Origin of the sequence: Burkholderia sp. Z1, from assembly GCF_014893795.1 — a bacterium.
Taxonomy (GTDB): Bacteria; Pseudomonadota; Gammaproteobacteria; order Burkholderiales; family Burkholderiaceae; genus Burkholderia; species Burkholderia theae.
The window spans coordinates 419,226-433,950 of record NZ_JACFYL010000002.1 but is presented as its reverse complement, the minus strand read 5'-3'; the positions used below and the strand labels follow the sequence as shown (position 1 = coordinate 433,950).

The window sequence follows — 14,725 nt, the reverse complement described above, 5'->3', positions numbered from 1 at the left end:
CCTTAAGAAAGCTGTTGGACTGCCTGTGCAATTACCTCGTTCGAACAACGCTCACTCCAGTCCTTCTAAGCTCCTCTTTCCGCACGTCTGTTTGTCGCATGGTCGGCGTTCCGCCAGTGTCAAACTCAAACCCATCATTGCGGCGAAATCTTGGTTCCATATTTCACCGTGTGTTATCGAAGACACTTGACCATGATTTTTCAGTTGCAATAATTTAGGTCGGGCAGCTACAACATAAAACCACCACCCAATACCAACATCCGGGATGACTTAGTTTTACATGAGTCCAACAGATCAATAGATCAACTCAACGCATCAAATAGCATCGATATTTTTATTACTCGCCAGATGCGCCCCAAAAGGGGCGGCGGCGCCGGCCGGCACCGCATGAGCAAGGACGCCCCATGCGATTCATCATTGCTGCGGCACCACTCAAACCAATGTCAGTTTAGCCCATCACTTTTGTCGCAATAGGTATCACGTAGCTTGAACGAAAAACAACCCTTCGCATTTATTCTTGTCGACAAACAAATAGGCAACCGCATCGCTAAGCCCAAATATATCCGTCCAGCCCTCGGGGAAATCACCCGAGTACAATTGAAAATAAAACTCAAGCCCCTGATCAAGCATCAAGTTTTCGTTTTGAAGAAACCCGGGGGGCATACCTATTCCGCTACCTTGATATGGCTGCGCCACATCGTCTCCGACAATTAGCTTCCTCGCCGGCATAGCTTCCGCCCCAAAAACTTCCGCCCCTTGCTCATGGAATAAAACTTGGGTCGTCTTATCGCCCTTAATAACCGCCATTTCCCCAGGATCACCATGATACGTTATGCGATCCAAGAAATAATCATCCTTCGAATAAAATGAAAATACCGAAACATATTCTGGCCCGCCCTCAATCCCAAGAAAATTGGCTGGCATAGAGGCCACTAATTGAAGCGACTCTCCCGATGATGTTGTCGGCCATGTTACGAGCCCCCCAATAAGCGCTCCACCTCCAATTCTTGGTTCAAACGCGTTATGGCACTCTGTACCAATTAGCAGCCTCTTCATATCAATCCCCACATATGCATGGACACTTTTTGGCCAAGAATGCTTTCGCCCGCTTTCGAAGCCGTCTCGCCTGACTTGCCGAAATCCCCGCCTTTCTCAAACCACCTTGAGTAATATCCAGCTCCCTCTTAATGTCATCATGAAACTCATTCCTACCAAGCCCGTATGTCTGTCTTATTTTTGCTTCATGATAGTGCGCACCACCTATTTTACGAGTATCTGTAGTAGGACCCCGAGTATGCCTATCAAGATCAAGTGCAATGGAAGGATTGTCGGCATCTCTGCAATTTTTGCTAGCCAGTCCTTTTTTAACTAGATATTCGTGGCGCAAAAGTTCGTGAGCTTGTAGACCGTCACCAATATTGTCCCCACCATTAAGATCTCCGTAGGTGCCGAGTTGTCCAACCCTTGCAAGCCCCAACGGATCGATCCACTCGACGGGGTTTGACGCGTATTGATAAACATTGATGCCGCCGTCGAGTCCAATCGGATCCTTCGAAACAAATCTCCCGACACCAGGATCGTAGTACCTATACCGGTTATACCTCAGCCCCGTCTCGAAATCCTCCTGCTGCCCCTGAAACCGGATCGGATTTCTGGGTGCGATTCCCGCCGACTTCGACACCCGCGCAATCACCTCCCGCGCTTCGCCCCAGGCTCGATACGACGCCTCCCATACCACCTCCCCGACCTCGTCCGTCATCAGCAACGGTGTACCGATCTGGTCACAGTGGTAGTAGAACAAATGCGCGTCCGACTGCTTTTCCGGCACGCGCTGAAGCGGATCCTTCTCGGGTATGTACGGTTCGCCTTCCCGCCACACTGGCGTCTGAACGCCCGCAACCGGCTGAGCTGTCACATATTGGGCTAGCGGAACGAAGGACTCCGGCTCGTACACGTACTGCGTCGTACCACTTTCGGTGCTTTCATAGGCAAGTCGATCGCCATCCCAGCCAAACACCGTCCGCACGCCGTCGACGTCCTTGCCGATCCGGCGTCCGAACGGATCGTAAAAATACCGGGCCTCATGCTGCCGCGCAGTCTCCTCGACACGCGCCACTCTCAACCGGTTGAATCCGTCCCACTCGTATTCCTGCCGACCTGACGGTGAACGTTTCCCAATCAGATTCCCGCGCGCGTCGTATTCGAAGTGGGTGCCCGCATATTCCTTCAACAGATTCCCGAGCACTCGCGGTACTTCCCGCGGCAGCGTGCTGTCCACGCTGTCCGGCACCACCGGGCTTGCTTTAACCGGTCCCGAAGTACGTGCGTGCCGGGGACTGCCGTGATCAATGATGTTGCTTGCCGGGTCAAAGGCGAAAGTCTCTGTACCAAGCGGCCCGATCGCCGCGATGAGGCGACCCACAGGGTCATAACGATAGTTGACCAGCCCCTTGCGGCTGTCTTCGATATGCTCGAGTTGCCCCACGGCATCGTACCGATACCGACGCTCGGCCAACGCGGCCGGCGCGTTCGATCGCCGAACGGCCTGCCGGGTGACTCGGCCGGCCGAATCATATTGCGTCTGCTGCGCCACCTTGCTCGACAGCATCCGCCCCGTTTCACGGTGCAGATCGTCGCGTTCGAACTGAATGCGCTCCTCGCCATCGAGCACAAGCCCGTGCACGTGACCGGAACCGTAGGTCAACCAGTCCAGCACATGACCATCGGGTCGAACGGTCTTGATCCGCGTGCCGATTTCATCGTACTCGTGATGCCAAAGGTAGCTGCGCGACTCGCCGAACAATCGATACGCATGATGTTCGCGAACCAGGTTTCCAACCGGATCGAAGAACGTCTGCATCCGGCTGTGATTGTTCCGGGCTTCAATGAGCCGGCCGCTCGCATCGTATGCAAATCGCTCCTCGCTGACACCCGATTTCCGACGCGCGATCCGGCCCGCCTGATCGAATTCGAGTTCGGTGACCTGCCCGGCCTCGTCGATCGTCACGGGCTGCAGCGAACCTTCGGCATATCCGTATGTCGTTCGCTTACCGTCGAAACCGATCTCTTCCAGCAACCGTCCCGCTGGATCGTAGTGAAACTGATAGGTCGCCCGGTTCGCGTCGGTCAATGCAGTCAGGCGACCGAGGCGGTCGTAGCGATATGCGAGCGTGTATCCGAGAGCATCGGCCCGGCTTGCGACACGCCCGGCCACGTCGTATGAATAGCGCGTAACGCGTTCCAGCGGATCGGTATGGGATAGCAGACGCCCTTCCGCATCGTGCGTGAATCGAATGATGCCCGCTGCAGACGAGGTCTCGCTCAACTCCCCATTCCTGCCGTACTGGTAAACCGTGGAATTACCCGCAGCATCGACAGACTGCACGAGTCTCCCGTCGCCGTCATAGCGCCACTTCGTCGCCTTGCCCGAACAGTCGGTGTACTGAAGCAATTGCCCGGCTTCGTCGTAGACGAGCGACTTCGTGCCGCCCTTGGCGTCGACCATCTTGATCGGCATGCCGCTGGCGTTGTATGCGTACTTCGTCTCATGCCCGAGCGGGTCCTTCTGCACCACCAGATTACCTGCGTCGTCGTACGAACGCTCCCAGACGTACCCCTCGGGATCCTTGAGCCGAACGAGTTGATCGCGCTCGTCGTAGCCCATCTCGGCAACCGCCCCACCGACGCGAAAATGCTTCGTCATGTTCCCGCGCGCGTCGTACTCCATCTCCTCGATGCCGCCGTCTTGATGAACATGCATCACCAGGTTGTTGTCCTGGTCGCGCCGCATCCACTCCTCGGTTCCATCCGGATATGCAACCCGGTACATGTAGCCGCGGATGTTGTAGTAGTAGCGCGTAACGTTACCGAGCGCATCCGTCACATAGGTCAACCGGATATTCGGATGCCACATCAGGCGAATGTCATGACTGCCGTCATCGGCATATTCGCGCACGCACCGCGCATTGGTGTTGTCGTCGCGCTCCGCCCCTTCCCACTCGAGGTTCATGCCGCGGCCGGTGCGATCCGTGTAGCGGGTAATCAGATGGCGCTGATACGCATACTGGCGCGCATTACCGTAGCGATCGGTTGCCCGAACGAGATCACCGTTTTCGTCGTATTGGTATTGAGCGAGTGTAGCGCGCGTGTTCGCGTCGATGATCTGCTCGATCATCGCGATACGTCCACGGGCATCGTGGCGAAACGCCAGCGTATGGCCGGCCGAGCTGACCAGTCGGGTCAGGCGATTCGCGTCATCGTAATCGAGCGCGATCGTGTTCCCCGCGCGGTCCTTCTGCAGCGCAAGCCGGAACGATTCGCCATGCTTCTCGTAGATGTGAAGCAGATCATGCCCATACGCGACAGTCACCCACGTGTCGTCGAGCCGGCTCAGCGTCAGGCCTTCCACGCGGTCGTCGTGAACAGCACCTGCCGCGAGCGCCGGATAGTCGATATTGCGGCCGGTGGCATCGCTGAAGATCCACTGGCCGCCCCGAACGTCGATACGCGTCATGTACGGCGACAGCCAGCGCGCGCCCAGTTCGCCGGCGTCGAATCCGGCCAGCCGGGACCGGTAGACCCGCATCCACACGACGGGCATGGCACCCGGCAATTCAAAATCGGTATGGGAAAACGTCTCGTCACCGAACGAATAGCTGATCGACCCACCCGATGCCCCAAGTCCGCACTCGTCGCAATGATCGACACCGGCGCCCTTCGCTTTCGCCTCTTTCTTCGTCGCTGCGAGCGGTACCTGCTGCCGCCGGGCCTCGACTTCCGTCGTGCCCTGTGATTTGACCGATCCGGCCCGCATCGCTTCGCGCTTGTGCCGCAGCGCATTGATCAGCTTCAGCAGCAGCCACATCAGCTTGCCTTCGTCGCTGCCCTTCAGTTCGTTGATCTTGCCGACCACCACCGGAGCCAGCGTGCGCAACGACGCGGCCAACTGGCGAATCGGTGCGACGTACTGCTCGGGGACGAGCCCCGCCATCGTGCTGCCCGCGGAGTTGACATTGCTCTTGCCGAGCGCCACGCCGGACTCGGACAGATATCCCCAGGCCCCCGTCACCAGATCCGCGCTGAACCATCCGCTTTTCTTCATCTGCTGCCGGTATTCGGCAGCCTTCCGTTTGTTCTCTGCCGGATCGAACAGCTTGCCGGCCACCACTGCATCGATACCGTCGGCCAGACCCGTGAAGATCTCCCGCGCCTTCGCCGCACAGTTGTCGATCAGTTCGTTGACCACGCCCTGCAGCTTCGTCAGGAAATCCTCGATCTCGGTCGAGCACGAAGCCTGTATGTGCGTGACGACGATCGACACGATCGCGGCGCCGATGTCGCGCTTGTGAATCAGGAGTTCGTTGCGAATCAGCGCCAGCAGCGGCCGTGCCGTGAGGCGCATTGGCGCCAGGACGGGCGGAAACGGAATCACGCCGATCAGGTTGATCGCCAGTCCGAGATAGTCGAGCAGTTCGCCGCCGCGCTTGCGGATGATCGAGACGATGTCGGTGAGGGCATCGGCCAGCGCCATGAGGTTGTTGAGGATCGGAATCATGCTGGCCACCGTCGCCAGCCGATCGACGTTCACGTAGCCATTCGTCACGCTGATAAGCCACGCGTTGAAGCCTTCGCCGGACGCGACGACGTCGTCCGGATGAACATCGGTCAGCCACGGGGTGGCCTGTTCGTGCTCCGCGCCAGGAGGAAGTTTTTGATCAGCCATGCTCTCAGGATTCTTCTCGTTATACGTTTTTCGGCGCGCGGCGGCCGTTCCCCTCTTCTCGTGTCTCGGACGGCCGGCCAGCGACTCGCGGCATTGTACCGATGATTAGACGACGGGAAAATGAAAGGTCCCCATCCGCCCGCGCATGCATCAAGGGCTCGGACCCCATTTCAAAATGGCTCGCCCTCGCGCCGACTTTATGTAACTCCCGTAACCATCTGTCCCGCTGCCAGCCGCCGCAGACTGCAAAAAACGCGCCCCTTCCGACGCGACTCGGTCGACACGCCCCCGGTAAAACGGGGCGAACAAGGATTTCCCGCAGTCCGCCACAGGTGCCTGATTCCGAACCGCCCGAGATGCATATTCGGAAATCGTTCGCGCCACACCCCGGTAACATGCTACCGGGCCAACTACCGGCTTCCGGGCGCCTTTCGGCAACCGGCACTGTCGGCAAATCGTAATAATTCCATGTCCATACAACGACTATCCACGTACGCCCGCCGGATCGTGATGATCGCGCTGCTGCAGTTCGCGGCGATCGCGACCGCGTCGGCGTTTCCGGCGGCCGCTTCCGCCCCGGGCGCGAGCGGCACCGACGCGTCCGTGCCGGCCATCTCGCTGAACGACGCCGTCGCGCAGCTCAAGCAGATGCAGGCCGAACAGGACCGCATCAAGCAGCAGACCTCGACCGCGTCCAACAGCAAGGAGCTGGATGCGCTCGGCGATGCGACACAGGAGCTGAGCACCGATGTCGCGAAGCTGCAGAGCGATCTCGCTCCGCAGCGCGCGCAGATCCAGGCGCAACTCGACGTGCTCGGCCCGGCGCCTGCCGAGGGCGCCGCGCCGGAAACGCCGGCCGTCGCGAAACAGCGGGCGACGCTGAACGCGCGCAAGACGCAGATCGATGCGGCACTGAAGCAGGCCGCCGACCAGAAGACCAACCTCGCGAACCTGAACGAACAGTTCGCGAAGCTGCATCGCGGCCTGCTGAAGAACCAGCTCGCGTTCCGTTCGGGCGGCATCTTCAGCGCGCAGTTCTGGCTGCCGCTGTTCCAGCGTTCGCCGGACGACATCCAGCGGCTCGAGGATTTCAACGACGAACTGCGCGACATGCTGCGCTCGTCGTGGGTGCCCGGACAACGGGCGATCACCACGCTGCTGCTGATCGCCGCGTTCGCGATGTGGCTCGGCGGCCGCCGGCTCATCGAGCGCGGGCTCGCGTGGATCTGCCTGAACCGCCTGCCGCCCACCCGCTTGCGCCGCAGCGCGCTGGCGCTGTCGACCGCGCTGTCGACATTCCTGGCAACCGCCTTTGCGGTTCAGATCCTCTACCTCGCCGTCGCGCGCCACTACGAGCTCACGCCGCCGCTGACCGATCTGTGGGACCAGTTCGCGAAGCTTGCCGCGACCTGCGCACTGATCGCCGGGCTCGGCCGCGCGCTGCTCTGCACGAAGCATCCGTCGTGGCGCCTGCCGGCGCTCGCCGATCCCGTCGCACTCGCGATGAAGCCGTTTCCCAGCATCCTGGCCGCGCTGCTGCTGATGTCCGGCACGCTCGAATCGATCAACCGGATCGTCGACACCAGCCTGTCGGTCACGCTGTTCGGCCGCGGCATCGTCTCGCTCGTCGTCGCGCTGACGGTCGGCGCGTCGCTGCTGCGCTCGAACCGCGCGCGCAGCCTGCTCGCGGCGGCCGGCGAGGCACCCGAGGAGCGTTCGACGCTTGCCGGGCTGATCCATGCCGGCGTCACGCTGGCGATCGTCGTGTCGCTGATCGCACTCCTGATCGGCTACATCACGGTCGCGCGCTTCATCACCTACGAGCTCGTGTGGTTCGAGATCGTGCTGTGCGCGACCTACATCCTGATCCAGTTGACGCGCGACGCGAGCGAAAGCCTGTTCTCCGCGACCCTGTCGACGGGCCAGCAGATCAAGCACCTGTTCGCGCTCGAAGACCGGCACCTCGACCAGGCGCGCACGGTCCTGTCCGGATTCGGCACGAGCCTGCTGATGCTGATCGCGGCCATCGCGCTGCTGACGGGTGGCTTCGGCACGACGCCGGGCGACCTGCTCGACAGCGCGGTCGCGATGATCGGCAGCCAGCGGCTGCAGAGCCTGAACATCATGCCGGACCGGATCCTGAACGCCGTGATCGGGTTCGCGATCGGCTTCTACCTGCTGCGCTCGCTGCGCCGCTGGCTCGACGGCGAGTTCATGCCCGCGCTCGGCATGGATACGGGGATGCGCGTGTCGCTGATCACGCTGTTCACCAACGTCGGCTACGTGCTGCTCGTGCTGATGACGCTCGGGCTGCTCGGCGTCAGGTGGAACAACCTCGCGTGGATCGTCAGTGCGTTGTCGGTGGGTATCGGCTTCGGCCTGCAGGAGATCGTGAAGAATTTCGTGTCGGGGCTGATCCTGCTGACCGAGCGTCCGGTGAAGGTGGGCGACATGATCAGCATCGCGGGTGTCGAAGGCGACATCCGCCGCATCAACGTGCGTGCGACCGAGATCCAGCTCAGCGACCGCTCGACCGTGATCGTGCCGAATTCGCAACTGATCTCGCAGAACCTGCGCAACGTGACGATGGGCAACAGCACGCAGGGCGTCGCAACGCTGGTGCTGACGTTCCCGCTGAACACCGATCCCGAGCAGGTGCGCGACCTGCTGCTCGACGCGTATCGCGCGCATCAGGCGATTCTCGAGAAACCGGCGCCGTCGGTGACGTTCAGCCAGCTCACGCCGGACGGGATCACGCTGAGCGTGACGGGTTACGTGGCGAGCCCGCGGATTGCGAGTTCGACGAAGAGCGACCTGCTGTTCGAGATTCTGAAGCAGCTGCGCGCGGCGAAAATCACGCTGTCGAGCCCGCAGATGCTGGTGGTGCAGAATATGCCGGCGGTGGGAGACGCGTAACGCTGCGCCCGATCACAGCCGCGTATACAAACGAAGGGCCGGTTGCCGCGACGCGGTAACCGGCCCTTCTCGCTCTCACGTGGCGCCTGGATCAGGCGCCTCGCATCAGAAGTCGAACTTCACCCCCTGCGCCAGCGGCAACTGCCGGCTGTAGTTGATCGTATTCGTCGCGCGACGCATATAAGCCTTCCACGCATCCGAACCCGACTCGCGGCCGCCGCCCGTTTCCTTCTCGCCGCCGAACGCGCCGCCGATCTCCGCACCGCTCGTGCCGATGTTCACGTTGACGATCCCGCAGTCGCTGCCCGCTGCCGACATGAATTGCTCGGCCTCACGCATGTCGTTCGTGAAGATCGCCGACGACAAGCCTTGCGGCACCGCGTTGTGCACGTCGATCGCGTCTTCGAAGTTGTCGTAGACCATCACGTACAGGATCGGCGCGAACGTTTCGCGCTCGACCACCGCCGATTGCTTCGGCATCCGCACGATCGCCGGACGCACGTAGTACGCATCCGCGTGACCACCGACGTCGACGCGCTCGCCGCCCTTCACTTCGCCGCCCTGCTCGCGCGCATCGGCCAGCGCCTTCTGCATCGCGTCGAACGACGCGCGATCGACCAGCGGGCCGACGAGCGTGCCTTCCTCAAGCGGGCTGCCGACCTTCACCGACGTATAGGCCTTCTCGATGCGCGGCAGAAGCTGATCGACGATGCTGCGATGGACGATCAGGCGGCGCAGCGTCGTGCAGCGCTGGCCGGCCGTGCCGACCGCCGCGAACGTTACGGCGCGCACGACGAGGTCGAGATCCGCGCTCGGCGCGACGATCATCCCGTTGTTGCCGCCGAGTTCGAGGATGCCGCGCGCGAGACGCTGGCTCAGCACCTTCGCGACTTCCGTACCCATCCGTACGCTACCCGTCGCGCTGATGACCGGCACCTTCTTCGACGACGTCAGCACCTCGCCGACATCGCGCATGCCGAGCACCAGTTGGCTCAGCCCTTCCGGTGCAACGCCCGGATGCGTCTTGTCGAACTCGCGCAGCGCCTTGCCGAGCAGCACGTGGCATGCAATCGCGGTGAGCGGCGTCTTTTCCGACGGCTTCCACACGACCGGATCGCCGCACACGAACGCGAGCGCCGCATTCCATGCCCACACCGCGACCGGGAAGTTGAACGCCGAAATCACGCCGCACACGCCGATCGGGTGCCAGGTTTCCATCATCCGGTGGCCCGGGCGCTCGGACGCGATCGTGAGGCCGTAAAGCTGGCGCGACAGACCGACCGCGAAATCGCAGATGTCGATCATTTCCTGCACTTCGCCGAGGCCTTCGGACGTGATCTTGCCGGCCTCGAGCGTGACGAGGTGGCCGAGCGCGGCCTTGTGCTCGCGCAGCACGTTGCCGAACACACGCACGAGTTCGCCGCGCACCGGCGCCGGCACCGTGCGCCACTTGAGGAATGCGTCGTGCGCGGCGTCGATCTTGCGCTCGGCGTCGGCGGGCGTGTCGACGGCCAGCGTCGCGAGCGTCGCGCCGTCGAGCGGCGAACGCGCGGTCAGCGCATTGCCTTTCCACTGGGCGAGATCGATATCGAGCGCGGCAAGAATGTCGTTGAATTGCATCACTTCCTCTTCAGGGACAGATTGATCGGTGCGGCGGCAGCGCCGCCCGCGTGATTCGATTGGAGCGCGTTCGCGCGCCCTGTGCAAGCGGATGCGCAGCTCGGCAGGCCCGGTGCGCCGCACGGCGCATCGCGCTGCGCCGCCGCCGGAAGCCCGGCCGGACGGCGCGCCCCCGCCTCGCAAGGCACGATCCATGAAACACATTGTCGATGGCCACAAGTCAGGCCGCTATTGATATTAACTCACGACTTCATTCCCAAAACGCAACACCTCGGCAGGACAAATCCATCCGTTCCTGCGCTGATTCAGGACGCGTCCAAAGCCGGCAGCCGGGCCGCCCGGGGCGCTGCGTCGCGACGCAAGTTGATGACAAAGTTGCATCACCCTGTTCGGAAATATCGTTTGCGGCCCGTGCATCGGGCACACACAATCGGTGCGACGTCGAGGTGCAACACACCCGGCGCGCCGACGGCCGCCATCAGGCAGCCGGACGACAGACGAAGGCGACACGCGTCGCGGCCCGGTTCATCCGGACCGTTCCCGCGAAGCACCACCGCTGCCCCGGCCGGCAGCAGGCACCGCGTCGCGCTTCGTCGCCGAAAAACAATCCCGGAGACAGCGCCCAGCGCCCGCCATGCATTCAGATGCCCGCCCCGATTCGTCCCGTCCGTCCGGCTCGCCGCCCGCGAAGCCATCCCTCCACCGCAGCCTGCAGGCCCGCCATCTGCGGATGATCGCGATAGGCGGCTCGATCGGCACGGGCCTGTTCGTCGCGTCCGGCGCGTCGATCTCGCAGGCCGGCCCCGGCGGCGCGATGCTCGCGTACATGGTGATCGGCCTGATGGTCTATTTCCTGATGACGAGCCTCGGCGAAATGGCCGCGTTCATGCCCGTGTCGGGCTCGTTCGCGACCTACGGCGCGAAGTTCGTCGACGAAGGCTTCGGCTTCGCGCTCGGCTGGAACTACTGGTACAGCTGGGCCGTGACGCTGGCGGTGGAACTGGTCGCCGGGCAGCTCGTGATGAACTACTGGTTCCCGCATGTGCCGGGCGTCTGGTGGAGCGCGCTGTTCCTCACACTGATCTTCGCGCTCAACGCACTGTCGGTGCGCGGCTTCGGCGAAGCCGAATACTGGTTCGCGCTGATCAAGGTGCTGACGGTGCTCGCGTTCGTCGGCGTCGGCCTGCTGATGATCTTCGGGATCATGCAGGGCGGCCCGAGCGCGGGCTGGGGCAACTTCACGCTTGGCGACGCGCCGTTCGTCGGCGGCTGGGCGACGATGCTCGGCGTCGCGATGATCGCGGGCTTCTCGTTCCAGGGCACCGAGATGATCGGCGTCGCGGCCGGCGAGTCGGAAAACCCGCGCACGACGATCCCGCGCGCGGTGAGCCAGATCTTCTGGCGCATCCTGCTGTTCTACGTGTTCGCGATCTTCGTGATCGGCGTGCTGATTCCCTACACCGACCCGAGCCTGCTGAAGAGCGACGTGACCGACATCGGCGTGAGCCCGTTCACGCTCGTGTTCCGCCACGCGGGCCTCGCGTTCGCGGCCGGCGTGATGAACGCGGTGATCCTGACCGCCGTGCTGTCGGCCGGCAACTCGGGCATGTACGCGTCGACGCGGATGCTCTTCAACCTCGCGGTCGAAGGCCGTGCGCCGAAGGTGTTCGCGAAGCTGTCGCCGGGCGGCGTGCCGCGCAATGCACTGTATGCGACGACCGCCGTCGGCGCGCTGTGTTTCCTCACGTCGCTGTACGGCGACAAGACGGTCTACCTGTGGCTGCTGAACACGTCGGGCATGGCGGGCTTCATCACGTGGCTCGGCATCGCGGTCAGCCACTACCGGTTCCGCAAGGGTTTCCTCAAGCAGGGTTACCGGCTCGACCAGTTGCCGTACCGGTCGAAGTGGTTCCCGTTCGGCCCGCTGTTCGCCTTCGCGCTGTGTGCGATCGTCGCGCTCGGCCAGGACTACCAGGCGTTCCTCACCGACAAGATCGACTGGGTCGGCGTTGCCGCAACCTACATCGGCCTGCCGTTCTTCCTCGCGATCTGGCTCGGCTACGCGATCGTGCGCAAATGCCGCCTCGTGCGCTACGAGGACATGGAGATCGCGCCGTGGATCGAACGCAACGCGACACCCGAAGCAGCACCGCAGGCCGAAACCGGCTACGCGGGCTACGTCGCCAGCCCGGCCAACCCGACGCCGGGCATCTGACGGCACGCACCGCGCCGGCCGCCGCCCGAATACGGCAGCCGGCGCCCTGACAACCCCCATTCGACGCGGCGCGCGCGTTCAGGCAAGATCGACGCGCGCCGTCCGTTTTTACGCCGTTACGAATCCTCGAATCGCATGCAGAACTTCTACGAAGCCACCGTTACCCGCCAGCCCTACCCGCAACTGACCGGCACGATCGATACGCAGGTCTGCATCGTCGGCGGCGGCCTCGCCGGCCTGTGCACCGCGCTCGGCCTCGTCGAGCGCGGCGTGCACGACGTCGTCGTGCTCGACAGCGAACGGGTCGGCTTCGGTGCATCGGGCCGCAACGGCGGTTTCGTGTTCGGCGGCTACAGCCTCGACAACGCCGACCTGCTGCGCACGCTCGGCCGCGACGAGGGGCGCCGCCTGTACCGGCTCACCGTCGATGCGGTCGAGCTGATCCGCGCACGGATCGCGCGCTACGGAATCGACTGCGACCTCGTCGACCAGGGCGTGATGCTCGCGAACTGGTTCGACGATCCATCGCGGCTCGACAGCGTGCGCACGCTGATGAAAAACGAACTCGACGTCGACTGGGAACCCGTGTCGACGGACGCGCTGCGCCAACGGCTGAAGACGCAGCGCTATTACGGCGGCCTGTTCGAGCCGAATGCCTTCCACTTCCATCCGCTCAAGTACGTGCTCGGCGTCGCGGCGGCCGCATCGCGCGGCGGTGCGCGCGTGTACGAACGCTCGGCCGCGCTCGGCATCGCGCGCGAAGGCGCCGGCTACGTCGTGCGCACGGCGCAGGGCACGGTGCGCGCGAAGGACGTCGTGTTCGCCGGCGGCGGTTACGCACGCGGCGTGTCGCCGCGCATCGAGCGCGCGGTGCTGCCGATCGCGACCTACGTGATCGCGACCGAACCGCTCGGCACGCGCCTGCCCGACGCGATCGACGCGCCGTACGCGATCTACGACACGCGTTTCGCGTTCGACTACTACCGCCCGCTGAAGGACACGCGCATCCTGTGGGGCGGCCGGATCTCCGTGCTCGACCGCGGCCCCGACGCGATCGCGCGCCTGCTGCGGCGTGACCTGCTGCGCGTGTATCCGCAACTCGAAGGCGTGAAGGTCGACTACGCGTGGGGCGGGCTGATGAGCTACGCGCGGCACAAGATGCCGCAGATCGGCCGCGACGCGGACGGCGTGTGGCACGCGATCGCGTTCGGCGGCCACGGGATGGCGCCGACCGCGGTCGCCGGCGAAGCGCTCGCGGCCGCACTGGCCGAAGGCCGGCCGGTGCCGGACGGCTTCGCCGCGTTCGGGCTCACGCGCACGTTCGGGCTGGCGGGCCTCGCCGCCGCGCAGCTCACGTACACGGCTTACCAGGCCCGCGACGCGCTCGCGTCCTGCCGCCGCTGAGCCGCCGCGGCGGCCGAAACGGCCCTGCCGATTAGAACGGAAGGTCGGCCGGACGCGGATTTCCCACATGCTAGAATGGCTGGTCCAAGCTGCCGCGAAGCCAGAACAAGATCACATGAAAGCAGGAAGCAAGGCCGCCACGTCCGAAAGCCGCGCGCTTGCGTCCGAAGCGCGCCGCAAATACGATCCCGAGCAAACCAAGCGCAACATCCTCGATGTCGCCACGCAGGAATTTTCCGCGATGGGCCTCGCCGGTGCGCGCGTCGACGCAATCGCCGAGCGCACGAACACGACGAAGCGGATGCTCTATTACTACTTCGAAAGCAAGGAAGGCCTGTACGAGGCCGTGCTGGAGAAGGTGTATGGCGACATCCGCGCGCTCGAGCAGGAACTGCACGTCGGCGACATGGAGCCGCGCGAAGGCATGCGCCGCCTCGTCGAATTCACGTTCGACTATCACGACAAGCATCGCGACTTCGTCCGCCTCGTGTCGATCGAGAACATCCACGGCGCGAAGTATCTCGAACAGCTCAAGTCGTTCAAGAACCGCAACGTCAGCATCATCAAGACGCTCGAGGAGCTGGTCGAGCGCGGCGCGGCAAGCGGCGCGTTCCGCAAGGACATCGACGCGTTCGACCTGCACCTGCTGATCAGCTCGTTCTGCTTCCACCGCGTGTCGAACCGCTACACGTTCGGCGCCGCGTTCGGCCGCGACCCGTCGGCGCCGCGCCTGCGCGCGCGGCATCGCGACACGATCGCCGACGCCGTGCTGCGCTACGTCGCCGCGTAAGCGACAGCTGCCCGCGCTCCCGGGCAGCGCCCACCGGGCACGAAACATCCGCGCCCGT

The 14,725-nt window shown here is 63.4% G+C and carries 7 protein-coding genes; 4 read left to right on the top strand and 3 right to left on the bottom strand.

Annotated features, from left to right (window positions below; genetic code table 11):
• Positions 1-477: 477 nt before the first annotated feature.
• Complete coding sequence (locus H3H55_RS19060) at positions 478-1,056, bottom strand: hypothetical protein (RefSeq protein ID WP_193099772.1); 579 nt, start codon at positions 1,054-1,056, stop codon at positions 478-480.
• Position 1,057: 1 nt separating this feature from the next.
• Positions 1,058-5,722, bottom strand: a complete 4,665-nt coding sequence (locus H3H55_RS19055) for an RHS repeat-associated core domain-containing protein (RefSeq protein ID WP_193099771.1) — start codon at positions 5,720-5,722, stop codon at positions 1,058-1,060.
• Between the two features lie 468 nt (positions 5,723-6,190).
• On the opposite strand from H3H55_RS19055, the gene H3H55_RS19050 reads away from it, so the two are divergent.
• The gene (locus H3H55_RS19050; RefSeq protein WP_193099770.1) at positions 6,191-8,638 is read left to right on the top strand and encodes a DUF3772 domain-containing protein; all 2,448 of its coding nucleotides are present in this window, start codon (positions 6,191-6,193) and stop codon (positions 8,636-8,638) included.
• A gap of 105 nt (positions 8,639-8,743) precedes the next feature.
• Here H3H55_RS19050 and H3H55_RS19045 read toward each other — a convergent pair whose 3' ends face one another.
• Positions 8,744-10,258, bottom strand: coding sequence for an aldehyde dehydrogenase family protein (locus H3H55_RS19045; RefSeq protein ID WP_048246683.1), 1,515 nt, complete (start codon positions 10,256-10,258; stop codon positions 8,744-8,746).
• Positions 10,259-10,892: 634 nt separating this feature from the next.
• On the opposite strand from H3H55_RS19045, the gene H3H55_RS19040 reads away from it, so the two are divergent.
• From H3H55_RS19040 to H3H55_RS19030, 3 genes are all read left to right on the top strand, one after another.
• Positions 10,893-12,473: an amino acid permease gene (locus tag H3H55_RS19040; protein ID WP_193099769.1), complete on the top strand. Its 1,581-nt coding sequence runs from the start codon at positions 10,893-10,895 to the stop codon at positions 12,471-12,473.
• 135 nt (positions 12,474-12,608) lie between these two features.
• The gene (locus H3H55_RS19035) at positions 12,609-13,877 is read left to right on the top strand and encodes an NAD(P)/FAD-dependent oxidoreductase (RefSeq protein WP_193099768.1); all 1,269 of its coding nucleotides are present in this window, start codon (positions 12,609-12,611) and stop codon (positions 13,875-13,877) included.
• A gap of 115 nt (positions 13,878-13,992) precedes the next feature.
• Positions 13,993-14,667 carry a TetR family transcriptional regulator gene (locus H3H55_RS19030; protein ID WP_129515795.1) on the top strand — a complete coding sequence of 225 codons (675 nt, stop codon included), beginning with the start codon at positions 13,993-13,995 and terminating at the stop codon, positions 14,665-14,667.
• Positions 14,668-14,725 lie beyond the last annotated feature (58 nt).

Excerpts from the sequence above, each read along its gene's own strand:
- H3H55_RS19060 (WP_193099772.1), bottom strand. The coding sequence starts at position 1,056 with ATGAAGAGGCTGCTAATTGGTACAGAGTGCCATAACGCGTTTGAACCA.
- H3H55_RS19055 (WP_193099771.1), bottom strand. The coding sequence starts at position 5,722 with ATGGCTGATCAAAAACTTCCTCCTGGCGCGGAGCACGAACAGGCCACC.
- H3H55_RS19050 (WP_193099770.1), top strand. The coding sequence starts at position 6,191 with ATGTCCATACAACGACTATCCACGTACGCCCGCCGGATCGTGATGATC.
- H3H55_RS19045 (WP_048246683.1), bottom strand. The coding sequence starts at position 10,258 with ATGCAATTCAACGACATTCTTGCCGCGCTCGATATCGATCTCGCCCAG.
- H3H55_RS19040 (WP_193099769.1), top strand. The coding sequence starts at position 10,893 with ATGCATTCAGATGCCCGCCCCGATTCGTCCCGTCCGTCCGGCTCGCCG.
- H3H55_RS19035 (WP_193099768.1), top strand. The coding sequence starts at position 12,609 with ATGCAGAACTTCTACGAAGCCACCGTTACCCGCCAGCCCTACCCGCAA.
- H3H55_RS19030 (WP_129515795.1), top strand. The coding sequence starts at position 13,993 with ATGAAAGCAGGAAGCAAGGCCGCCACGTCCGAAAGCCGCGCGCTTGCG.